This window comes from Nocardiopsis ansamitocini, from assembly GCF_030268225.1.
Classification (GTDB): Bacteria; Actinomycetota; Actinomycetes; order Streptosporangiales; family Streptosporangiaceae; genus Nocardiopsis_D; species Nocardiopsis_D ansamitocini.
This window is the reverse complement of record NZ_BSQG01000002.1, coordinates 20553-43508: the sequence shown is the minus strand read 5'-3', so window position 1 is coordinate 43508 and position 22956 is coordinate 20553. Positions and strand designations below refer to the sequence as shown.

The following is a 22956-nucleotide window of genomic DNA, read 5'->3' as shown; positions in this document are numbered from 1 at the left end:
TCCGAGCTGCCTGAAGGGAGGTTGGAGACAGGCGCCATGGTCGGTTTCGCCGCAGGCGTATCGACCGTCCGTCCGTCACTCCCGGTATGAGCACCTTCATGATTGAGCCAGGTGCGCGGCTCGCGAACCGCTACCGACTCGACGAGTTGGTCAGCGAAACCGACGGGGCCGCGCTATGGAAGGCCACCGACGAGACGCTTGCCCGTCTCGTCGCGGTGTGGACGTTCGCGAGTGAGTTCGCGCGCACCAACGAGGTGGTACGCGCCGCGCGATCCGCCAGCCGGATCGCCGACGCCCGCGTCACCCAGGTATTCGACGCCGACGACTCCGGCCCCACGACCTACGTGGTCCAAGAGTGGATCACCGGACAGTCGCTGACCGATCTCCTTGCCCAGGGCCCGCTCGAACCCGAGCGCGCCGCGGGCCTGGTCGCCGAGGCCGCCGAAGCACTGACCGCGGCGGCCGGTGCAGGGATCTACCACCTCTGCCTGACCCCCGGAAAGCTCGTATGGAGCACCGGAGGCGCGGTCAAGGTGACCGGCATCGGTGTGGACGCAGCGCTGCGCGGGATGACCGTGGCCGATCCCGCGATCACCGACGCCCAGGGCCTCGGCAGGCTGCTGTACGCAGCGTTGACCGCCCACTGGCCGGGTCCGGAGCAGACCGCACTTCGACCCGCTCCGATCGTCTCGGGCCGTCCGTGCGAGCCGAGCCAGATCCGGGCCGGTATCCCCGCCCGGCTCAACGAGATCGTCTGCCGGGCCGCTTTCCAGGCACCGGGGCGGGAAGGACCGCTGAGCACGGCGAAGTCATTCGCAGACGCTTTGGCCGACGTTCCCAGGCTGGTCCCGCTGCCGGTGGCCGAGCAGTCGGCCGCGCCGCAACCGGCCCGGGGCACCTCCAGGATGTCGGGGCAACTCGGTCTTCCCGACTCCGAGCAGGTCCAACAGCGCTCGGCCGTGCGTTCCGAGAGCTACCAACCGCCCCGGCCGCCGCGTCGCCGAGCGGCCGCTCCGCCGCGGTCCTCCTCCCTGACCAACAAGATCCTGGTCGGTGCGGTGGCGTTGCTGGTCTTCGTCGCGGTCGTCCTGGGCGCCTGGTCACTGGGTGCGAACATGCGCGGGCCCGGCGGTATCGCCGAGGACCCCCAGAACGCCTCCGTCCCCGGCGAGGACGAGCAGGATGTCGAGCTGACGGTCCTCTCCCCGTCCTCGGCCAGCGGGTTCAACCCCGAGACCTCCGACGACGAACACTCCGACAAGGCCCATCTCGCCATCGACGGTGATTCGGGTACCGCCTGGAACACCCAGGGTTACAACGATGCCGAATTCGGCAAGTTGAAATCAGGGGTGGGCCTCATGCTCGACATGGGCGCAGAGGTCGAAATCCACGAACTGGACGTGCTTTTCGGCGGCGGCTCGTACAGTTACCAGATCCGGGTGGGCAACCAGGCCGACGGTTCGGCTCTGACAGAGGTTCACGCAGACTCTGGAGCCAGTGGTCAAGTGGGTATTAAGCTGGACGAACCAGCCATGGGTCGATACGTGGTGGTGTGGTTCGTCGCTCCTCTCTCCCAAGACGGCGGCAAGTACCGAGGAACCATCAACGAGGTAGAACTACGCGGAATGCAGTGAACACGGTGACGGACGCGGTTCAGGAGCAGCTCCCCGACAAGGAGCTGCTCTCCAGGCACAACCAGGGCGACCAGTACGCTTTCGGCGAGATCGTCAAGCGGCACCGGGAGCGAATGTGGGCTGTGGCCATCCGCGTCCTGGGCGATCCGGAAGAGGCCTCCGACGCGGTCCAGGACGCCTTCCTCTCGGCGTTTCGGGCCGCCCACCGCTTCCGCGGCGAGGCGATGGTCAGCACCTGGTTGCACCGCATCGTCGTCAACGCCTGCCACGACCGCCTTCGCCGCAAGATGGTCCGCCCCGCCGTTCCCACCGACGACGCCAACCTCGACATCCTCTCCAACGAGCGCCTCAAGGGCACGGTTCCCGATCCCACGAACCGCAGCGACTCCGCCATCGACGTGCACGCCGCGCTGGAGAACCTGCCCACCGAGCAGCGCCTGGCGCTCATCCTCGTGGACATGCTGGGTTACCGAGTGGACGAGGCAGCCGAGATCCTGGACGTCGCATCCGGAACTGTCAAGAGTAGATGTGCGCGAGGTCGCGCCCGTCTTCTTCCCTATCTTTCTCATCTCAGGAACCCTGAGGGCCCCGCAGACGTCACATCTCCGAGAGGAGGTGACAGGAGATCGTGACGTCTCATGTCGACACGGAGACACTCGCGCTGCTGGCGGAAGGACTGCTGGAAGAAGCCGAGGACGACTCCGTTCAGTCACACGTGGCCGAATGCGACAGGTGCAGCGCACAGGTCGCGGAGCTGGCCGACGTTTCACGAGTGCTCGCGGGGGTGCCTGCTCCACCGCTCCCAGACGGCCTCATCGCCCGTATAGACGAAGCCCTGCGAATCGAGTCAGCCAAACGCGCCACTGAACAGGGCACGGATCATCCCGCCCCCACAGGCGAGAAGACCCCGACAATCACCCCGTCAGGCTCCGTGGTCCCTCTGCGCCGCAGAAACGGACTTACCCGATGGATGCCCTACCTCGCGGCGGCAGCGGCTGCCGTGTTCGTCCTGGGGGCCGGTGCGGCCGTGTTCAACGGGGTGACCTCCGACCAGGACGGCACCAGCGGTGCGGCACAGGACAACGCACCGATGGGCGAACCCGAGGCGGCGTTGTCGTACTACCCGGTGGTGGTGGCCAGCGGTACCGACTACACCACCACGGACCTGGCCGAGCAGGGCACCTCGGTGCTCGAACGCTCCAGTCTCCACTCCGACGACCACGGCGAGGACGAGGCCGGCGCCCCGGCCCCTCTGGCCGCCAACGATGATATGCCCGAGGGCGTCTCCTCATGTGTGCACAAGCTCGACAACGCCGGGGCAGGCGACCCGGCGCTCATCGACATGGCCACGTTCGAGGGCAGGACCGCCTGGGTCATGCTCTTCCCAGTGGAAGACGGATATGAGCTCCGGGTCATGAAACCGGAGTGCCCCACCGAGACCGACCCCGCAACAGCGACCATAGCGACGACGGTCATACCGGGAATCTGAGTTGTTCCGGCCCCGAAACGGCCGGATGATCCCCGAAGGACGGGCGCCCGTTCCAAAATTTTGGAACGGGCGCCCGTTCCCGTATCCGAGCCGTCCCGGGGACTCTGATCCGAAGGGGAATCACCGGCGCCTACCATCGGTTGAAGTGAAGGTCCTTCCCATCCACGGGGCGGACGGATACGAGTCTTCAAGGGGTCTAAGAGCTGTGAGCGACGTCCGTAACGTGATCATCATCGGGTCAGGGCCCGCAGGCTACACCGCCGCCGTGTACGCGGCCCGCGCGGAGCTGAACCCCCTCGTCTTCGAAGGCTCTATCACCTCTGGCGGCGCGCTGATGAACACGACCGAGGTGGAAAACTTCCCCGGCTTCCCCGATGGCATCATGGGCCCGGACCTGATGGACAACATGCGCAAGCAGGCGGAGCGCTTCGGTGCCGAGTTGGTCCCCACCGATGTCACCGAGGTCGACCTGACCGCGACGCCCAAGGTCGTCAAGGCCGGCAGTGAGACCTTCTACGCGCACACCGTGATCGTTGCGACCGGGTCCCAGCACCGCAAGCTCGGCATCCCGGGCGAGGACCGGCTCTCCGGGCGCGGTACCTCTTGGTGCGCGACCTGTGACGGATTCTTCTTCCGCGACCAGGACATCGCCGTTGTCGGCGGCGGCGACACCGCCATGGAGGAGGCCACCTTCCTCACCCGGTTCGCCCGGTCCGTGACGATCATCCACCGCCGCGGTGAACTGCGCGCGAGCAAGATCATGCAGGACCGCGCCGTCGCGAACGAGAAGATCTCCTTCGTGTGGAACAGCGAAGTAACCGAGGTCGTCGGTGACACGAAGCTGGAGGCGGTACGGCTGCGCAACCGGGAGACCGGCGAGGAGAGCACCCTCGACATCACCGGTCTGTTCATCGCGGTCGGCCACGACCCGCGGGTGGAACTGTTCGACGGCCAGTTGGACCTGGACGACGAGGGGTACCTCAAGGTCGCCGCCCCCACTACCGCCACCAACATCCCTGGTGTCTTCGCCTGTGGTGACGTGGTCGACCACAGCTACCGGCAGGCCATCACCGCGGCCGGCACCGGTTGTTCCGCCGCCCTGGACGCCGAGCGCCACCTCGCGGAACTGGCCGACCTCGCCGGCTGAGCCGTTCACGGACGCACGACGGCACCCCCTTTTCTCTCTTTCATCACCGAACACGAGGAGCACACCAGATGAGCAACCTTCAAGAAGTCACCGACGCAACCTTCGACGAGGTCGTCCTCCAAAACGACCTGCCCGTCCTGGTGGACTTCTGGGCCGACTGGTGCGGTCCGTGCAAGATGCTGGCCCCGGTGCTCGACCAGATCGCCGAGGAGCAGGAGGGCAAGCTCGTCATCGTCAAGCTCAACGCCGACCAGAACCAGGACACCGTGCGCGAGTACGAAGTCATGGGCCTGCCCACACTGAACCTGTACAAGAACGGTGAGGTCGTGAAGCAGCTCGTCGGCGCCAAGCCCAAGCGGCTCATTCTGCAGGAGCTGGAAGAGCACCTGTAAGACATCGATGGGCTGCGGCGAAGACGTCCTGGAACGGCCGGACCGCAACAGGTTCCGACGCCCGACCGAGGCGCGGTGGCGCACCAAACCAGAAGTGGCCCCAGGGGATTCCCTGGGGCCACTTCTGGTTGTATCGACAGGTCCGCACGATCAGATGGGATTCTGCTCCGGCGCCATCGTCGAGATGATCCGTTCCAGGTCGTCCATCGTGGCGAACTCCACGACGATTCGCCCCTTGTTCCGGCCCATGTTGACCTTCACCCGGGTATCGAAGACGTCGGAAAGACGACTTGCCAACTCCTCGATTTGCGGTGACGATTCCTGACGGACCGGTTTCCGGCGCTCAACAGGCTCACCCTCGTCGTCTCCGAGGGTGATGATCTCTTCCAGCGCACGCACCGACAATCCCTCTGCCACGATCCGTTGTGCCAGACGGTCCTGCACAGCTGAGTCCTCGACGGAGAGCAGTGCCCGCGCGTGCCCAGCGGTAATGACGCCCGCGGCAACCCTGCGTTGGACTGCAGGGGAAAGATTCAGCAGTCTGAGCGTGTTGCTGATGTGCGGACGCGACCGACCGATTCGCTTTGCGAGCTCATCGTGGGTCGCCCCGAAGTCGTCCAGCAACTGCTGGTAGGCGGCAGCTTCCTCAAGGGGATTGAGCTGCTGGCGGTGCAGGTTCTCCAGAAGCGCGTCCCGGAGCATCTCGTCATCGTTGGTCTCCCGAACGATTGCCGGGATGCGCTGTAGACCCGCCTCTTTACTGGCCCGCCACCGCCGCTCCCCCATGATCAGCTCGTACTTGTCATCGCCGTCCAGTTTGCGGACGACGATGGGCTGGAGGAGTCCCACCTCGGCGATGGACTCTTTCAGCTCTGCGAGCGCGTCCTCGTCGAAGTGGTGTCGTGGCTGTCTGGGGTTGGGGGTGACCGCGGTAAGTGCGATCTCCTCAAGGTAGGCGCCATCGACATGTCTGGGCGCTACCGTCTCCACGGAGCCGCTCGGCCCCCTCGTGAATGGGGTGGAATCCCGTTCTTCAGGATCCGTTGGCGCGGATGTGTTGACCGCCCCCGGTGGAGGGCCCTGCGGGATGAGCGCGCCCAGTCCCTTACCAAGACCGCGCCGCTGCTGACTCAACACCGTCTCCCTTCCGATCGCATCAACGGTTGCCGACGAGTGCCTGCGCCCTGAAGGCCAATTCACGGGCGGCCTCCATATAGGCCACCGCCCCGGTGGAACCTGGGTCATAGGTCATCACCGATTGCCCGTAACTCGGCGCCTCGGAAACACGGACGCTCCGGGGCACGAGTGTCTTGAGTACAAGCTCACCGAAGTGGCCGCGCACTTCTTCCGCCACTTGAGATGCCAGCCGGGTGCGGCCGTCGTACATCGTGAGCAGAATCGTGGAGATGGCGAGCTCGGGGTTCAGGTGCGACCGAACCAACTCGATATTGCGGAGCAACTGCCCAACTCCTTCCAGTGCGTAGTACTCACACTGAATGGGAATCAGTACCTCTTCACAGGCCACCATCGCATTGACGGTCAACAGGCCCAGCGAAGGAGGGCAGTCAATCAGGATGTAGTCGAGCTCGTCGTAGTCGTAGGCGGCGAACGCCCGCTTGAGGCGGGATTCACGGGCCACCAAGGAAACCAGTTCGATCTCAGCGCCAGCCAGATCAATCGTTGCCGGCACGCACCAGAGGTTGGGGACATCGGGCACCGGGCGGGCAAGCTCCCGAAGATTTTCATCCTCTACCAGGCAATGATAGATCGACCGGGAGTCCGCGGTGCGTTCCATACCCAAGGCTGTGGACGCGTTGCCCTGCGGGTCGAGGTCCACTACGAGAACTCGATTGCCATGCATGGCCAGGGAGACGGCGAGATTCACCGTGGTGGTGGTTTTACCAACACCGCCCTTTTGGTTGGCAACGCTCATGATTCGACACCGCCCCGGCCGGGGCCAGGTCTCATCTCCCTGACCCCGTACGGTCATCGCCACTCGGGCAGCTCGGGCGATCGGAGTGTCGAACTCCAGATCTCCTCCCGCGTCCGAATCCGAGTCGGGGCCACCGTTAAGCCCTCCGTCGTACTCCGGAACGGGGGGCGTCACAACGCGACTCCCGCCACTATGACTGCCGGTGCGAGTCCCGCTGTAGCCATCGCTGTGATCCAAGTTAGTTTCACGTGAAACATGAGCCTCAGACATGTCGGCTTCAGCGGTCATGTCGCTGAAGGTCTGGCCCGCCAAGAATGTTTCACGTGAAACATGGGGGGCGGACTGGGATTGGGAGCCAGCTTCGGGGGTGGTTTCACGTGAAACATAGGTGCCATCAGAGTGGTGGTAAGGCACGAATGAGTTCACCTCTTCCGTCCGCGCTTCTTCCTGCCGTCCGCCGCGCGCTGGGATCTGGACGGGGTCGCCTGGTCGGTCTCGGTTGTGACCGTGACGCGAACGACCGTGGTAGCGGGATCGACTTTACCGCGCCCTACCCAAATCACATCTGCGACGCAGGGACGCTGTTTGGACAAATCTGCGCGTGCGGCCTCAAGTTCTGCTTCTGCCTGTTCGCCTTTCAAGGCCAGGAGACTGCCCCCTTTTCGCAGCAAAGGCAGTGCCCACCCGGCGAGTCGCGGTAGCGGAGCTACCGCTCGGGCGGTGACGAAGTCAGCTCGAACAACTTTTTTGACTTCTTCGGCGCGCCCCCTGCGCACCGTCACGTTCTCCAGGTTCAGCAGATCCACGCACTCCTGCAAGAAAACGGTGCGCCTCAGCAACGGCTCCAGCAGGGTGACCGATAGATCGGGGCGCAAGATCCCTAACACCAGCCCGGGGAGACCCGCTCCGGAACCGATGTCCACCACGTCCGCCCCCTTGGGGAGCAGTTCCTCGATCACGGCGCAGTTCATCAGGTGCCGCTCCCACAAACGCGGCACCTCCCGGGGGCCGATCAGCCCGCGCTGGACTCCTGCGTCCGCCAGGAGGTCGGCGTACCGCTGAGCCACGGGCAACGCCTCACCGAACAACTCCCGCGCACCTTCGGACGGGACAACATGCCCGGTCATCAGTTACCACCTCGGCCTTTACGGAGCATTACCAGGAACAGTTCACAACAGCAGTTCAATCAACAGATCGACAAAACGCGAAAGCGCCCCCCACGATCCTATGTGTGTGGAGGGCGCTGTTCTCTTACACGGTGCACACCAGCTGATGTGCCCAAGGGCTTAGTCCGCGGGATGCACTACGACATAGCGGTTGGGCTCCTCGCCCTCCGACTCGCTGCGCAGGCCGGCCGCAGCAATCGCATCATGCACGACCTTGCGCTCGAACGGAGTCATCGGGTTGAGGGGTTTGACCTCACCCGTTTTCTTGACCTCGTTCGCCGCTTCGGCGCCCAGCTTGGTCAGAGTCTTGCGGCGAGAGTCACGAAACCCTCCGATGTCCAGCATCAGACGGCTGCGTTCCCCGGTCGCGCGGTGCACGGCGAGTCGGGTGAGCTCCTGAAGTGCCTCCAGGACCTCTCCCTTCTCCCCTATCAGTTCGTCCAGGGTGGCACCGACAACGGAGACCATCGCACGGTCCCCCTCAACATCCATGTCGATGTCGCCGTCGAAGTCGGCGATGTCAAGCAGGCCCTCGATGTAGTCGGCGGCGATGTCGCCTTCGTTCTCAAGCTCCTCGACATCAACCTCCGCGCCACCGGCGGCAGTCTCCTTGACCGCCTCCTCGGGCGCCTCGGCCACTGCCACGGCGGCGCCAGTCTCCTCCGCGCCTTCGGTGTTGCTGTCGCTCACAGCGGGGTTTCTCCTTATGTCACGGTCCTGCGCACCGCGCGCATCGGGGGCTTTCGCCTGCGCCATGGTCGTTTGAGTATGGCGACTGCACAGAGGACTACTCCGGGAAGAGCCGGACCTTACTTGTCACCGGTTCGCTTGGACCTGGTCTGCTTCTTCGGCTGCCTACGCTCGATCTTAGGCCGTTCCACCGGCGCGGGCGGCTCTTCCGCCTTGCGTTTGCCGAAGAGTCCCTTCCCGGTGCTCGCCGCAGCCGGCTTGGGCTCCTCGCCGGGAGCCGGGAAGTTGCGGTAGAGCAGGTGCTGCTGCCCCATGGTCCAGATGTTGGAGGTGACCCAGTAGAGCAGAACGCCGATGGGCATGCTCAAGCCGAAGAGGCCGAACGCCGGGGCGAGGTACATCATGATCTTCTGCGTCTGCATCATCGGGTTGTCGGCCATGCCCGGCTGCTTGAGCGTACGGTTCATGCTCTGCCGCATGGTCAGGAAGGTCGTGGCACCCATGATGACGCAGGCGATGACGATGACGACCTTGGCCATGATCGGGTCGGCGCCGAACTGCTCCAGCTCTTGCGCAGAAGTGGTGAACTGCGCGGCGATCGGAGCGTGGAAGACAAGGGCGCTACGAGCGCTGTCTGCGAGTTCGGCGGTGAAACCGTACTGCGCCTCTCCTTGGGCCACACTGCGCAGCACGCTGAACAGGGCGAAGAAGACCGGCATCTGCAGCAGCAGCGGCAGGCAGCCCATGATCGGGTTGGTGCCGCTCTCCTGGTAGAGCTTCATCGTCTCCTGCTGGAGACGCTGCTTGTCGTTCTTGTACTTCTCCCTGATCTTCAGCACCTGCGGCTGAATGTCCTGCATCTTGCGCTGCGTGTTCATCTGCTTGATGAACAGCGGAATCATGACGACGCGCATGAGAACGGTCAGCGTGACGATGGAGAGACCCCACGCCCACCCACTGTCCGGGTCGAGAAAGGTGCTGAGACCGGAATGGATCCAGACCAGCACCGTGCCGACAATGTTGTACAGCCAGTCCAGCACCGGCTAACTCCCTTGACTCTCCGAATCACAGATCCGAGGCCCCGGGGGCGGACTCGCCGCCACCGGGTCTCGGATCACTGGTCTCTTGGACCGACCCTGCGGCGGTCTCGCCCTTGCGCGGTGGGACCGGATCGAGTCCACCCGGATGGAACGGGTGGCACCGGCCGATTCTCCGGACCGTCAGCCACAACCCGCGGAGCGCCCCGTGCACCTGCAATGCCTCGACGGCATAACTGCTGCACGAAGGATAGAAACGACAGACCGGCGGGAACAGCGGGCTGATGAACCGCTGGTAACCCCTGATCGGCAGGATCAAGGCCCGTGCTAGGGGGTTCGGTCTCTCGTGCGTCATTGGATCGACTGTTCTCCACCGGCTGAAGCGGACGCGGCCCCACGAGGCACGCGGCCACGTTGGGCCGATGGTCTGCGGGGGCGCTGCACCGAAGCGAGCGCGCCGTCCAGCTGGGCGGCCAGAGCATCGTGCCCAAGGATCGCGGAAGCGGGTTTGGCCCGCACAACTAGCAGGCTACCCGTAGGGAGTTCGGCGACCCGATCCCGCATCAGATGGCGGAGTTTGCGCTGTACACGCTTGCGTACAACCGCTCCCCCGACGGCCTTGCTCACGATGAAGCCGACTCGGGGCTGCTCGGCGACCGGTGATGAAGAGGCAGGACTGGCCGGGGTCCGAACCGGAGCGGTCTCGCTCAACGGTTGGACAAGCAACACGACCGTAAGGGCGTCCCGGCCGGCCCGACGCCCCTTGCGCATGACGAGACCGAACTCGGCGCTGCGCCGGATTCGGTTGCGCGGGGACAACATCGGACCTGAACACCCCAGAACACAACAATCGGACCGGCTGCCGAAGCGGGCAGGCCGGTCCGTTGTGACGAAAGACTCGTAGCGGTTAGTGGCTGACGGTCAGGGCCTCACGGCCCTTGCGCCGGCGCGCCGCGATGATCGCGCGCCCCGCACGGGTGCGCATGCGCAGCCGGAAGCCGTGGACCTTCGCGCGACGCCGGTTGTTCGGCTGGTACGTACGCTTGCTCACTACTGACTCCAGGGCGTTTAAGAGGTACTACGGCGGTTCGGTGCCGACGTCGTCGTCACCGTGCATATTCCTGCTGCTGTCGCGGGGACGCTCAGCTGGAACATCGCCCGCTCAGGTCGATGCCGTCGTGTGGCACGCGGATCACGAATCCGGATCACGGCGCGCCGAGGCACATACAGATATCGACGTAAGCATAGAGAACATACGGGCTGCGTGTGGACTGGTCAAATCCACCCCTTCGGTCGACGAAGTTTTCCACCGACTGCTTGGTCTGTGGACAACCCTTGTCCACAGACTGTGGAGCCTCCCGCAGGAGACCTAAGCTGTGGATAACGTCGACTGTGCACGAAGAAGGGTCCTGACATAGTCAACCCGCCTCCACAGGGTAACCGGATCGAGAACCCACACCTCCCCATCAGGAGATTGTGGATAACCACACCCTGTGGACAACTATCTGCGAAGCTGTGGATAAAGCGGTGGATAACTTGTGGATGACGAGCGTGAACTGTGGACAGCGGCGAAAACCGGGGTCGGGCGAGGGAACGGAGGCCGGTTCGCCATGCACAGCCGTATCCACAAAAAACCGCGAGTTACCCACAGAACACCGTTCGTAATCACGTTTTGGTCTCGCGGTTTCCTACTCGCGCGTGAGGGGGAGAAGCCACCCCGGGTTACCGAGACAATGGGTCGCTCGCGCTTGAACACGCGGACGACCGTGAACCCCTGTAGAGACGGGGACCGAACCGGCAGGAAACCGCTAGAAGGGGCGAACCATGGCAGGTCACCGTGTCTGAGGGACAGGTCAACCTCGCAGTGGTGTGGTCGAGCGTGCTGGACAGCCTCGACAACAACAGCCTGCCTCCCCAGCAGCGGGCATGGCTGCCGCAGACCAGGCCGCTGGGTCTGATCGAGGACACCGCACTGCTGGCTGCCCCCAACGAATTCGCCAAAGAGATTCTGGAGACCCGACTCCGCCAGGCCATCAGTCAGGCGCTCTCCGCGCAGCTGGGCAGGGAGATCCGGGTTGCCGTCACCGTCGACCCGACAGCGGTCCAACCCCCGCCTCCCCCCGGTGCACTGCCGCTGCCCCCGACGCCCTCGACCTACAACTCCGCAGCCTCCGATCAGGCCGGTCGTCCCCGCGAGGAGCAACAGCCGGAGTGGGATTCCCCTGCCGAGCAGCCTTTTCGGGGGTTCGGCCACGACACTGCGCAGGCCGGGGCCTGGCAGCAGCAACCGATGCTGCTGCCCGACGCCCCGTCCCCCGGCCAGACCTCCTCCCCCGCGATGGAACCGCCCCAAGAGCAGTCCGGCCAGGGGTACCAGCAACGCGACCGGGAGTACGTGAACCCTTCTCCCCGCCCCCCTCACGGGCAGGACCTGCTCGCCGACGGCTGGAACGCGGAGCCCCAGAGCCGGGGGCGCTTCGCTCCCTCTTCTCCGAGCCGCGGGGCCGATCCCGGACCGGAGTCCCGCTATCGGAGCTGGGACGACTCTCCCCGTTGGGATTCCCCCAACCGATGGGAGACCGCTTCCTGGGATACTCCCCAGACCGGGGGAGCGCCACGTCCCACCGAACAGCCCGGTCCTCCCGAGCAGGGCGAGAAGGCCGGGCAGGCACCGCCCGGCGGGCCGGAACAGGCGGACGGCGACCAGTCCCCCAAGCCCGTAGGCCCCGGACGGCTGAACCCGAAGTACACCTTCGACACCTTTGTCATCGGTTCGAGCAACCGTTTCGCCCACGCTGCCGCGGTGGCCGTCGCCGAAGCCCCGGCCAAGGCGTACAACCCCCTGTTCATCTATGGGGGCTCCGGTCTGGGCAAGACGCACCTTCTGCACGCGATCGGCCACTACACCCAGCGGCTCTACGACGGCGCCCGGGTGCGCTACGTCAGCTCCGAGGAGTTCACGAACGAGTTCATCAACTCGATCCGGGACGGCAAGGCCGACGGGTTCCGGCGCCGCTACCGCGACATCGACGTGCTCCTGGTGGACGACATCCAGTTCCTGGAGAACAAGGAGCAGACGCAGGAGGAGTTCTTCCACACCTTCAATACCCTGCACAACTCCAACAAACAGATCGTGATCTCCTCGGACCGACCGCCCAAACAGCTGGTCACGCTGGAGGACAGGCTGCGCAACCGCTTCGAATGGGGTCTGATCACCGACGTCCAGCCGCCCGAGCTGGAGACGCGGATCGCCATTCTGCGCAAGAAGGCCGCTCAGGAAGGGTTGGCCGCGCCGCCCGAGGTTCTGGAGTTCATCGCCAGCAAGATCTCCACCAACATCCGGGAGTTGGAGGGGGCCCTGATCAGGGTCACCGCATTCGCCAGTCTGAACCGGCAGTCGGTGGACCTGCACCTGACCGGCATCGTGCTGCGGGACTTGATCCCCAGCGACGAACTGCCGGAGATCACCGCCTCGGCGATCATGGCCCAGACCGCGTCCTATTTCGGCCTGACCGCCGACGACCTGTGCGGAACCTCGCGATCACGGGTCCTGGTCACCGCGCGCCAGATCGCGATGTACCTGTGCCGGGAGCTGACCGAACTCTCCCTTCCCAAGATCGGCCAGCAGTTCGGAGGACGTGACCACACCACGGTCATGCATGCCGACCGCAAGATCCGGTCGCTGATGGCTGAACGACGGTCGATCTACAACCAGGTCACCGAGCTCACCAACCGGATCAAACAGCAGTCGCACAACATCTGACGACGAGCGAAGGGCCTTCCCCCGGGGGAAGGCCCTTCGCTCGTCTCCAGGGAGGAGCCGGCCCGTGCCGGATTTTCCTTTCGGGGCTTTACCACACACATCCCTGTGGATAACCCGTGGACAACCCTGGGGACAACCTGCTGATTCCTGTGGACGGGCTGTGGACTTCCTGTGCGTAACAGAGTTGGACAGCCCATCATCCGATCATCGGAACTGTGGGTAAAGCGGTGGATAACCTGTGGATGGGGTGTGGATTACCTGTGGAGCACCTCTGGGCGTCCACAGGACGCCGAGTTTTCCCCACCCACCATCCACAAGTCCTGTGGATGAAAATTCGCGGGGTGAGCTGCGAAAACAGTGGTTATCCACATTATCCACAGCCCCTACTACTACTACGCCACCTATAGAGAGTTGATGGCTTCGAAAACAGGCTCGCCCATTTTCTGTGGACAACTTTGCCGGACAGAGGTTCCGCCTTCGAAGGCGCCTGGAACAGACTTGGCAGCGAGGTGCTCAGTGGCATGCCGCTTCGCAGGTCTGGTGGACGCCATCCTGTGGCACCCTTTGTCGCAATCACATCCCGGGGGCAGCGGAGCGCTCCGAATCCAGGTACCGTTGGGTCCCACCCCCTGAAGAAGACTCCCGGACGCCGAGCGCGCGCAGCTCTCGACGGTGCGTGGCACACAGCCGTTCCGGGAAATATCCGGGACCACCGTGTCCAGGGCCGGGGCCAGGGCTTTTCGAGGAAAGAGAGACCGATAGTGAAGTTCCGGGTCGAACGCGACGTGCTCGCGGACGCCGTCGCCTGGACCGCTCGCACGCTGCCGGTCCGGCCGTCGGTCCCCGTTCTGGCGGGGATGCTGCTGGACGCCGGTGAGCACGAGGGGCAGCAGCGGCTGAAGCTGTCCAGCTTCGACTACGAGGTCTCCGCGCAGGTCTCGGTGGAGAGCGATGTCGACGAGCCGGGCAAGACCCTCGTCTCCGGTCGTCTCCTCGCCGAGATCGTGCGCAACCTTCCTCCACAGACTGTGGAGATCAGCACCGAAGGCGCCAAGGTCGTGGTGTCCTGTGGAAGCGCGAAGTTCACCCTCCTGACCCTGCCGGTCGAGGACTACCCCACCCTCCCGGAGATGCCGCAGCTGACCGGTTCCGTGCTCAGCGACGCCTTCGCGGCAGCGGTCAGCCAGGTCGCGGTTGCGGCCGGGCGCGACGACACCCTGCCCATGCTCACCGGCGTGCGGATCGAGATCGAGGGCGAGACCGTGACCCTCGCCTCCACCGACCGCTATCGCCTTGCCGTGCGCGAGCTCACCTGGACCCCGGAGAACCCCGAACTGTCCGCGGTCGCCCTCGTGCCCGCAAAGACGCTCGCCGACACCGCCAAGTCGCTGACCGGTGGTGCCCAGGTCTCCATCGCGCTGTCGGCCACGGGCAAGGGCGAAGGCATGATCGGGTTCGAGGGCGGCGGCCGCCGCACCACCACCCGGCTGCTCGACGGCGACTTCCCCAAGTACCGCGCACTGCTCCCCGAGACCTTCAACTCGGTCGCCGAGGTGCAGAAATCGGAGTTCATCGAGGCGGTCAAGCGCGTTTCCCTGGTCGCCGAGCGCAACACCCCGTTGCGCCTGGCCTTCAGCGAGGGGCGTCTGGTGCTGGAGGCCGGGACCGGTGACGAGGCCCAGGCCGTCGAGGTGCTGGACGCCTCGCTGGAGGGCGACGAAGTCCAGATCGCCTTCAACTCGACCTTCCTGGTCGACGGCCTCAACGCCATCGAGTCCGACATCGCGCGGTTGCAGTTCACCACCTCGACCAAACCCGCGATCATTACGGGCAAGCCAGCCGCCGAGGACGGTGCCTCGGACTACCGTTACCTGATCATGCCCGTTCGGCTGTCGAGCTGACCTGCCCCAGCCGCATCGGCGGGCCCGCCGGCTCGTCCACATATCCACGGCCTGACATCCTTGGCGACGAATAAGGGGATTACGAGCATGCAGATCGGGCTCATCGGCCTCGGCAAGATGGGCGGCAACATGGCCGCCCGGCTCCGCGAGAAGGGGCACGAAGTCGTCGGTTTCGACTTCGACCCCGATGTCCGCGACGTGGCCACGGTCGCCGAACTCGTGGACCGCCTCGCGGCGCCTCGTATCGTGTGGCTGATGGTCCCCGCCGGCGAGGCCACCGGCAACAGCATCAACGAGCTCGGTGAGCTCCTGGAGCCGGGCGACCTCATCATCGAGGGCGGCAACTCCCACTACGTGGACGACCGCAAGCGTGCCGACCAGCTCAAGGAACGCGGCATCAATTACGTGGACGCCGGGGTGAGCGGCGGTGTCTGGGGCCGTCAAAACGGCTACGGAATCATGGTCGGCGGTTCCGCGGAGAACGTCGAGCAGGCAAAACCCATCTTCGACTCCTTGACTCCCGACGGTGGCGGCGGCTACGTGCACGCTGGAGGGGTCGGCGCCGGCCATTTCGTCAAAATGGTCCACAACGGCATCGAGTACGGGATGATGCAGGCCTTCGCCGAAGGCTACGAGCTCATGACGGCCGCCGACATCGTCGACGACGTCCCCGGAACCTTCGACAGCTGGCGTGAGGGCACCGTCGTGCGCTCCTGGCTCCTGGACCTGCTGGTCCGTTCCCTGGACGAGGACCCGCACCTGGACGGACTCCGCGGTTACGCCCAGGACTCAGGGGAAGGCCGCTGGACCGTCCAGGCGGCAGTGGACCATGCCGTCCCCGCCCCGGTCATCACCGCGGCGCTCTTCGCCCGGTTCGCCTCCCGTCAGGAGGACAGCCCGGCGATGAAGGTAGTCGCCGCGCTGCGTAACCAGTTCGGCGGACACGCGGTCACCAAGGCCACCGACGACCCCGCGCAGACCCCGCGGAGCTAGACCCGCATCACGCCGTCCGCCACGTCGACCACGTGGACGGCACAGCTGATTCGCACCCCCCGGACCCGAGGCGCCTGCGCCCGGGTCCGGTCCGCGTATAGGAGCAGCCAGATGTACGTATCCCACCTGCAACTGGCCGACTACCGGTCCTATGAGTCGGCTCATCTGGAGCTCGAACCAGGGATCAGTACCTTTGTCGGCTCCAACGGCCAGGGCAAGACCAACCTGGTCGAGGCGATCGGGTACGTGGCCACACACGGCAGTCACCGCGTCGCCACCGACGCCCCGCTGGTGCGCAAAGGGGCTGAGCGGGCCATCGTGCGCGTTGCCGTCGTCAAGGGCGAGCGTCGCGCCGTCATCGAACTGGAGATCAACCCCGGCAAGGCCAACCGGGCCCGGCTGAACCGTTCAGCGGGGACCCGTCCTCGCGACGTCCTCGGCATCCTGCGCACGGTCTTGTTCGCACCTGAGGACCTCGCGCTGGTCAAGGGCGACCCAGGGGAACGGCGCCGTTTCCTGGACGACCTGCTGATCGCACGCACCCCCCGTTTCGCAGGGGTGCGCTCCGACTACGAACGGGTGCTCAAACAACGCAACGCGCTGCTCAAGTCGGCCTCCGCCCGTTACTTCAAACAGCGGACCGAACCCGACCTGTCCACCCTTGAGGTATGGAACGAGCATCTGGCGACCGCCGGTGCCGAACTACTGGCCGCCCGCCTGGCGTTGGTGGCCGAGCTCCAGCCGCTGGTGGCCAAGGCATACGGCGAGCTCACTTCCGCGGGAGGTCCGCCGAGCCTGCACTACCGGAGTTCCGCCGTCGCAGATGACGCTCCCCTGCCGGCCGGCCGGGGTCAACTCGCGGACGTCCTGCGCGGGGCCCTTGAACAGTCCCGGCAGCAGGAACTCCAGCGTGGGGTCAGCCTCGTCGGCCCGCATCGCGACGATCTCCAGCTCCGGCTGGACGATCTTCCGGCCAAGGGCTACGCCAGCCAGGGGGAGGCATGGTCCTATGCCTTGTCGTTGCGACTGTCGGGGTTCGAGCTCCTGCGTGCGGACGGGGACGATCCGGTACTCATTCTCGACGACGTGTTCGCCGAGCTTGACGCAGAGCGTCGCCGCAAGCTCGCAGAGCATGTTCGCACGGCTGAGCAGGTGCTGGTCAGCGCTGCTGTTCCCGACGACATTCCGGAAGAGTTGATGGGCGCCCGTTTCCTGGTCCGCGCAGGGATGGTCGAACGTGAGCAGTGACACTCCCCGTCCACAGCCTGTGGACGGAGGGGGCGAGGATCCCCCCGCGAACGGTCCCAGCGGTGTCGAACTGGCCCGCCAGGCACTGGCAAAGGCGCGGGCCGAGGCGAAGGAGCGCGGCGGGTCCACCGCTGCCGCTCCACGACGGGTACGACGGCGTTCGACGGGGGCCCGTGGTGAACCCCAACTCTTCGGGGAGGCGGTGCGTTCCTGGTTGATCGAGCACGGCTGGCAGGAGCAGGTCGCCATCGGCGGCGTCTTCGGCCGGTGGTCGCAGATCGTCGGAGAGCGGCTCGCCCAACACGTGCGACCCGAGACCTACGCCGAGGGTGAACTCGTCGTCACGGCGGACTCCGCGGCCTGGGCGACCCAGGTTCGCGCACTCACCCCGCAGCTGATGCGCAGACTCAACGAGGAGCTCGGGCACGGCAGCGTGCGCTCCATCAAGGTCCGCGGGCCCAGCAGCGGCCGCAACACCCGAGGTCAGTGGCGGGTTCGGTGACCGTTTCGCGCGTATTGCACGCAGAGTCGGGTGCGGTCTGGATGATCCTGTCGCGTTGATTCTGCGCCGCGAGCACTGAATGGCGCGCGGCGTTGCTTCCAGGGTGGGGCGCGTGGGGAGCCTCACCTCCCCATCTGTTCGTTCGTTGTAGGCCGCCACAGCGCCGCGAATGCCACTTTCCCGTCTCGCGCGCGGTATCATGAATATGGTTCTTTGGACGCCTCCACCGGCAAAGCCCGCACCAAGAGCGGCCTACCGGAAAACGGGGTAGCAGCAGTGCTTTGGGCGGAGGCGCTATGGCGCGTTTGTCCTGGGCCCGCGCCTGCTCGCCGGTTGTCTCGCGGCTGGATGGCGTCCCCAGAGGAGGGTGTTTCCACTTGGCCTACGACGCGCGATCAATCACGATTCTTGAGGGCCTTGAAGCAGTACGCAAACGCCCCGGGATGTACATCGGCTCCACCGGTGAACGGGGTCTGCACCACCTGGTCTACGAGATCGTCGACAACTCCGTGGACGAGGCCCTGGCAGGCCATGCCACTGCGATCGAAGTGACCATGCTGGCCGACGGCGGCGTTCGGGTGGCCGACAACGGGCGCGGTATCCCGGTCGACATGCACCCGGTCGAGAACCGTCCGGCAGTCGAACTGATCCTCACCACGCTGCACGCGGGTGGAAAGTTCGACGGCGAGTCCTACGCGGTCTCCGGCGGCCTGCACGGCGTCGGCGCCTCGGTGGTCAACGCGCTCTCCACGCGAATGGACGTGGAGATCCGGCGCGACGGGTACCTGTGGACCCAGACCTACGAGATGACCAGACCCACGGAACTGGTGCGGGGCGAGCCCACCGACAAGACCGGTACCCAGATCACCTTCTGGGCCGACGATTCCATCTTTGAAACAACCACCTACAACTTCGAGACGCTCACGCGGCGGCTCCAGGAGATGGCCTTCCTCAACAAGGGGTTGTCCATCACCATCAGCGACGAGCGGCCCGAGTACGTCGACGACTCCCCTGTCGTCCACACCTACCACTACGAGGGCGGCCTCTCCGACTTCGTCCGCCACCTCAACGCCACCAAGGAGCCCGTGCACAGCACGGTCGTCGGGTTCGAGGAGGAGGGCACCGGCATCGCGGTCGAGGTCGCGATGCAGTGGAACCAGTCCTACACCTCTTCGGTGCACACCTTCGCCAACACCATCAACACGGCTGAGGGCGGCACCCACGAAGAGGGCTTCCGGGCGGCGCTGACCTCGATCGTCAACCGCTACGCCCGCGACCAGAAGCTGCTGCGGGAGAAGGACGACAACCTCACCGGTGATGACGTCCGAGAGGGCCTGACCGCGATCATCTCGGTCAAGCTCGCCGATCCCCAGTTCGAGGGGCAGACCAAGACCAAGCTCGGCAACACCGAGGCCAAGTCCTTCGTGCAGCGGGTGTGCAACGAGCACCTGCGCGACTGGTTCGACCGCAATCCCGGCGAGGCCAAGGACATCATCACCAAGGCGAGCCAGGCCGCGCGCGCCCGGGTCGCCGCTCGCCAGGCACGCGACCTGACCCGGCGGAAGACGCTGCTGGAGTCCACCTCCCTGCCGGGCAAGCTGTCCGACTGCCAGTCGGCCGAGCCGGAGAAGTGCGAGGTCTACATCGTCGAGGGCGACTCGGCGGGCGGCTCGGCCAAGGGTGGCCGCGACCCCGAGTACCAGGCGATCCTCCCGATCCGGGGCAAGATCCTCAACGTCGAGAAGTCGCGGATCGACCGCATCCTCAAGAACAACGAGGTCCAGGCGATCATCACCGCACTGGGCACCGGCGTGCACGAGGACTTCGACGTCGAGAAGCTCCGCTATCACAAGATCATCCTGATGGCCGACGCCGACGTGGACGGGCAGCACATCCGGACCCTGTTGCTGACGTTGCTGTTCCGCTTCATGAAGCCGTTGATCGAGGCCGGATACGTCTACCTCGCCCAGCCTCCGCTGTACAAGATCAAGTGGGACACGCGCGGCAGCGACGCCGACTACGTCTACTCCGACCGCGAGCGTGACGCGATCATCAACGCCGGTATCGCGGCGGGCAAGCGTGACCCGCGACCCCGTGACTTCGTGCAGCGCTTCAAGGGTCTGGGCGAGATGAACGCCGCCGAACTGTGGGACACCACCATGGACCCGGACCGCCGGGTGCTGCTCCAGGTCACCCTCGACGACGCGGCCCAGGCCGACGAGATGTTCAGCGTCCTCATGGGCGAGGACGTCGAGTCGCGCCGCTCCTTCATCCAGCGCAACGCGCGCGACGTTCGTTTCCTGGACGTCTAGCACCAACGGAAGAAGGGGGACGCGCGCCCCACCCCGGGCGCCGCGACAGCCGCGAACGACTGACGAGAAAAGGATCGACATCCAGTGACGGATGGGAACACTACTCCCGAGGGCCCCGCCCTTGAGGAAATCGCGCACCTCGGCGGGCGGGTAGAACCGGTCGACATCCAGGTCGAGATGCAGCGCAGCTACCTCGACTACGCGATGTCGGTCATCGTCGGCCGTGCGCTGCCCGACGCCCGGGACGGGCTCAAGCCCGTTCACCGGCGCATCCTCTACGCCATGTACGACGGCGGCTACCGCCCCGACCGCGGCTACTTCAAATGCGCCCGTGTCGTCGGCGACGTCATGGGCCAGTACCACCCGCACGGCGACGCCTCCATCTACGACGCGCTGGTTCGCCTCGCGCAGCGTTGGTCCCTGCGGATGCCGCTGATCGACGGCAACGGCAACTTCGGCTCTCCGGGCAACGACCCGGCCGCTGCCATGCGCTACACCGAGTGCAAGCTCGAAAACCTGGCGATGGAGATGGTGCGGGACATCGACAAGGAGACAGTCGATTTTTCGCCCAACTACGACGGCAAGACCGCCGAGCCCGACGTGCTGCCCGCCAGGTTCCCCAACCTGTTGGTCAACGGCTCCAACGGCATCGCGGTTGGTATGGCCACCAACATCCCGCCGCACAACCTGCGTGAGGTCGCCGCCGGGGTCATCTGGTACCTGGAGAACCCCGAGGCGTCCGACGAGGAACTCCTCGAGGCGCTCATCGAGCGGATCAAGGGCCCGGACTTCCCCACCAACGGCCTTATCGTCGGCCGCCGCGGTATCGAGGAGGCGTACCGTACCGGGCGCGGCTCGATCACTATGCGCGCGGTCGTCGAGGTGGAGGAGGACGCCCGGGGACGTCAGTGCCTGGTCGTCACTGAGCTCCCCTACCAGGTCAACCCGGACAACCTCGCGCTGAAGATCGCCGAGCTGGTCAAGGACGGCAAGATCACCGGCATCGCCGACGTCCGGGACGAGACCAGTGGTCGCACCGGCATCAGGCTGGTCCTCGTGCTCAAGCGCGACGCGGTCGCCAAGGTCGTGCTGAACAACCTCTACAAGCACACCCAGCTTCAGGAGACGTTCGGCGCCAACATGCTGGCCCTGGTCGACGGTGTGCCGCGCACGCTGCGCCTGGACCAGTTCGTGCGCACCTGGGTCGCCCACCAGGTCGAGGTCATCGTCCGGCGCACCCGCTACCTGCTGCGCAAGGCCGAGGAGCGCGCCCACATCCTGCGCGCGCTCCTCAAGGCGATCGATCGTATCGACGAGGTGATCGCGCTCATCCGCGCCAGTGCGTCGGCGGACCAGGCCAAGAGCGGCCTCATGGATCTCCTGGTCATCGACGACGTTCAGGCGCGTGCGATCCTCGACATGCAGCTGCGCAAGCTCGCAGCGCTGGAGCGCCAGCAGCTCACCGCTGAGTACGACGAGCTCATGGCACTCATCTCGGACTACAACGACATCCTCTCCTCGCCGGAGCGTCAGCTCAGCATCGTGCACGAGGAGCTCGCCGAGATCGTCGAGAAGTTCGGCGACGAGCGCCGTACGCACATCATCCCGTTCGAGGGTGACATGCGTATGGAGGACTTCATCGCCGAAGAGGACATCGTCGTCACCATCACCCGTGGCGGCTATGCCAAGCGCACCCGGATCGACAGCTACCGGGCACAGAAGCGCGGTGGCAAGGGAGTGCGCGGTGCGCAGCTCAAGCAGGACGACATCGTCCAGCACTTCTTCGTGACGACCACGCACAACTGGATCCTGTTCTTCACGAACAAGGGCCGGGTGTATCGCACGAAGGCGTACGAGCTGCCGGAACTTGCCCGTGACGCCCGAGGGCAGCATGTGGCCAACCTGGTGCCCTTCCTCCCCGACGAGGAGATCGCCCAGGTCATGGCGCTTCGTGACTACGAGGCCGCTCCGTACCTGGTCCTGGCCACCCGGTCCGGCCTGGTCAAGAAGACCAAGCTGGAGGACTTCGACTCCGCGCGCGCAGCCGGCATCATCGCCATCAACCTGCGCGAGGACGACGAACTCATCGCCGCTCGCCTGGTCTTCTCCACCGATGACCTTCTGCTGATCAGCAGCGACGCCCAAGCCATCCGGTTCCCGGCCTCGGACGAGTCGTTGCGCCCCATGGGGCGGGCGACCAGCGGCGTGATCGGTATGCGGTTCCTGGAGGGTGACTACTTGCTCAGCATGGACGTCATCCGTGAGGGCGAAGGCGCCACCGACGTCTTCGTCGCCACCGACGGTGGCTATGCCAAGCGCACGCCGGCTGACCAGTACCCGGCGCAGAAGCGCGGCGGCAAGGGTGTTTTGACCGCTAAGGTCGTCGAGGCGCGCGGCAAGCTCGTGGGCGCGTTGATGGTCGACCCGGAGGAAGACGAGATTCTCGCCATCACCTCCAGTGGCGGTGTCATCCGGACCAACTGCGCCGAGATCAAGCGTTCGGGCCGCGCCACCATGGGTGTGCGGTTGATGAACCTCAGCAAGGGCAACCATGTGGTCGCCATCGCTCGTAACGCGGAGGGCATGGAAGAAGAGGTCGAGGAGGTCGCTGCGGCCGCCGAGACCCAGGCTGACAATGCCGAAGGTATCTCCGCAATCGCAAGCGAAGGCGACGCCGAGTAAGTTCTGCCTGTCTCAGCCCCTGCCGGTTCTCGTGAGGTTTCACGTGAAACCGGCAGGGGCAGTCAGT

20 protein-coding genes are annotated in these 22956 nt (G+C 65.4%); 12 read left to right on the top strand and 8 right to left on the bottom strand.

The window, feature by feature from the left end; translation table 11 throughout:
* Nucleotides 1-98 precede the first annotated feature (98 nt).
* The 5 genes from QSJ59_RS06695 (at nt 99) to trxA (ending at nt 4662) form a co-directional block, all read left to right on the top strand.
* On the top strand, nt 99-1634 hold the full coding sequence (locus QSJ59_RS06695; RefSeq protein WP_285757982.1) for a protein kinase family protein: 1536 nt from the start codon (nt 99-101) through the stop codon (nt 1632-1634).
* Complete coding sequence (sigM, locus tag QSJ59_RS06690) at nt 1631-2266, top strand: RNA polymerase sigma factor SigM (RefSeq protein WP_285757981.1); 636 nt, start codon at nt 1631-1633, stop codon at nt 2264-2266. Before QSJ59_RS06695 ends, sigM begins: the two co-directional genes overlap by 4 nt.
* Nucleotides 2263-3123, top strand: a complete 861-nt coding sequence (locus tag QSJ59_RS06685; RefSeq protein ID WP_285757980.1) for an anti-sigma factor family protein — start codon at nt 2263-2265, stop codon at nt 3121-3123. Before sigM ends, QSJ59_RS06685 begins: the two co-directional genes overlap by 4 nt.
* Before the next feature lie 205 nt (nt 3124-3328).
* Nucleotides 3329-4270 (top strand): thioredoxin-disulfide reductase, encoded by a 942-nt coding sequence (trxB, locus tag QSJ59_RS06680; RefSeq protein WP_285757979.1) that lies wholly within the window; start codon nt 3329-3331, stop codon nt 4268-4270.
* Nucleotides 4271-4338: 68 nt separating this feature from the next.
* The gene (trxA, locus tag QSJ59_RS06675; RefSeq protein WP_285757978.1) at nt 4339-4662 is read left to right on the top strand and encodes a thioredoxin; all 324 of its coding nucleotides are present in this window, start codon (nt 4339-4341) and stop codon (nt 4660-4662) included.
* Between the two features lie 150 nt (nt 4663-4812).
* On the opposite strand, the gene QSJ59_RS06670 is transcribed toward trxA, so the two are convergent.
* From QSJ59_RS06670 to rpmH, 8 genes are all read right to left on the bottom strand, one after another.
* A complete protein-coding gene (locus QSJ59_RS06670) occupies nt 4813-5796 on the bottom strand; it encodes a ParB/RepB/Spo0J family partition protein (protein WP_285757977.1) in 984 nt (327 codons plus the stop codon).
* A gap of 22 nt (nt 5797-5818) precedes the next feature.
* Nucleotides 5819-6652 carry a ParA family protein gene (locus QSJ59_RS06665; protein WP_285758741.1) on the bottom strand — a complete coding sequence of 278 codons (834 nt, stop codon included), beginning with the start codon at nt 6650-6652 and terminating at the stop codon, nt 5819-5821.
* 365 nt (nt 6653-7017) lie between these two features.
* Nucleotides 7018-7722, bottom strand: coding sequence for a 16S rRNA (guanine(527)-N(7))-methyltransferase RsmG (rsmG, locus tag QSJ59_RS06660; RefSeq protein ID WP_285757976.1), 705 nt, complete (start codon nt 7720-7722; stop codon nt 7018-7020).
* Nucleotides 7723-7881: 159 nt separating this feature from the next.
* Nucleotides 7882-8400 carry a Jag family protein gene (locus tag QSJ59_RS06655; RefSeq protein WP_285758739.1) on the bottom strand — a complete coding sequence of 173 codons (519 nt, stop codon included), beginning with the start codon at nt 8398-8400 and terminating at the stop codon, nt 7882-7884.
* Between the two features lie 170 nt (nt 8401-8570).
* Entirely contained in the window at nt 8571-9491 is a 921-nt protein-coding gene (yidC, locus tag QSJ59_RS06650; protein WP_285757975.1) for a membrane protein insertase YidC, read from the bottom strand.
* A gap of 25 nt (nt 9492-9516) precedes the next feature.
* Nucleotides 9517-9843 carry a membrane protein insertion efficiency factor YidD gene (gene yidD / locus QSJ59_RS06645; RefSeq protein ID WP_285757974.1) on the bottom strand — a complete coding sequence of 109 codons (327 nt, stop codon included), beginning with the start codon at nt 9841-9843 and terminating at the stop codon, nt 9517-9519.
* The gene (gene rnpA, locus QSJ59_RS06640; RefSeq protein ID WP_285757973.1) at nt 9840-10310 is read right to left on the bottom strand and encodes a ribonuclease P protein component; all 471 of its coding nucleotides are present in this window, start codon (nt 10308-10310) and stop codon (nt 9840-9842) included. The genes yidD and rnpA overlap by 4 nt, the downstream gene beginning before the upstream one ends.
* 85 nt (nt 10311-10395) lie before the next feature.
* Complete coding sequence (rpmH, locus tag QSJ59_RS06635; protein WP_133740032.1) at nt 10396-10539, bottom strand: 50S ribosomal protein L34; 144 nt, start codon at nt 10537-10539, stop codon at nt 10396-10398.
* Nucleotides 10540-11325: 786 nt separating this feature from the next.
* Between rpmH and dnaA the strand changes: the two genes are divergently transcribed.
* From dnaA to gyrA, 7 genes are all read left to right on the top strand, one after another.
* Nucleotides 11326-13251 carry a chromosomal replication initiator protein DnaA gene (gene dnaA / locus QSJ59_RS06630; protein ID WP_285757972.1) on the top strand — a complete coding sequence of 642 codons (1926 nt, stop codon included), beginning with the start codon at nt 11326-11328 and terminating at the stop codon, nt 13249-13251.
* A 761-nt stretch (nt 13252-14012) separates the two neighbouring features.
* Nucleotides 14013-15152 (top strand): DNA polymerase III subunit beta, encoded by a 1140-nt coding sequence (gene dnaN, locus QSJ59_RS06625; RefSeq protein ID WP_285757971.1) that lies wholly within the window; start codon nt 14013-14015, stop codon nt 15150-15152.
* Between the two features lie 87 nt (nt 15153-15239).
* Nucleotides 15240-16145 (top strand): phosphogluconate dehydrogenase (NAD(+)-dependent, decarboxylating), encoded by a 906-nt coding sequence (gnd, locus tag QSJ59_RS06620; RefSeq protein ID WP_432707441.1) that lies wholly within the window; start codon nt 15240-15242, stop codon nt 16143-16145.
* 111 nt (nt 16146-16256) lie between these two features.
* Nucleotides 16257-17393 carry a DNA replication/repair protein RecF gene (gene recF / locus QSJ59_RS06615; protein ID WP_285757970.1) on the top strand — a complete coding sequence of 379 codons (1137 nt, stop codon included), beginning with the start codon at nt 16257-16259 and terminating at the stop codon, nt 17391-17393.
* Entirely contained in the window at nt 17383-17895 is a 513-nt protein-coding gene (locus tag QSJ59_RS06610; protein ID WP_432707440.1) for a DciA family protein, read from the top strand. The genes recF and QSJ59_RS06610 overlap by 11 nt, the downstream gene beginning before the upstream one ends.
* A 377-nt stretch (nt 17896-18272) precedes the next feature.
* Nucleotides 18273-20207 (top strand): DNA topoisomerase (ATP-hydrolyzing) subunit B, encoded by a 1935-nt coding sequence (gene gyrB / locus QSJ59_RS06605; RefSeq protein ID WP_285757969.1) that lies wholly within the window; start codon nt 18273-18275, stop codon nt 20205-20207.
* Nucleotides 20208-20291: 84 nt separating this feature from the next.
* Nucleotides 20292-22889 carry a DNA gyrase subunit A gene (gene gyrA / locus QSJ59_RS06600; RefSeq protein WP_432707439.1) on the top strand — a complete coding sequence of 866 codons (2598 nt, stop codon included), beginning with the start codon at nt 20292-20294 and terminating at the stop codon, nt 22887-22889.
* Nucleotides 22890-22956 lie beyond the last annotated feature (67 nt).

Coding starts and splice junctions, on each gene's coding strand:
- QSJ59_RS06695 (WP_285757982.1), top strand. CDS start 99: ATGATTGAGCCAGGTGCGCGGCTCGCGAACCGCTACCGACTCGACGAG.
- trxA (WP_285757978.1), top strand. CDS start 4,339: ATGAGCAACCTTCAAGAAGTCACCGACGCAACCTTCGACGAGGTCGTC.
- QSJ59_RS06665 (WP_285758741.1), bottom strand. CDS start 6,652: ATGACCGTACGGGGTCAGGGAGATGAGACCTGGCCCCGGCCGGGGCGG.
- rsmG (WP_285757976.1), bottom strand. CDS start 7,722: ATGACCGGGCATGTTGTCCCGTCCGAAGGTGCGCGGGAGTTGTTCGGT.
- yidD (WP_285757974.1), bottom strand. CDS start 9,843: ATGACGCACGAGAGACCGAACCCCCTAGCACGGGCCTTGATCCTGCCG.
- rnpA (WP_285757973.1), bottom strand. CDS start 10,310: ATGTTGTCCCCGCGCAACCGAATCCGGCGCAGCGCCGAGTTCGGTCTC.
- gnd (WP_432707441.1), top strand. CDS start 15,240: ATGCAGATCGGGCTCATCGGCCTCGGCAAGATGGGCGGCAACATGGCC.
- recF (WP_285757970.1), top strand. CDS start 16,257: ATGTACGTATCCCACCTGCAACTGGCCGACTACCGGTCCTATGAGTCG.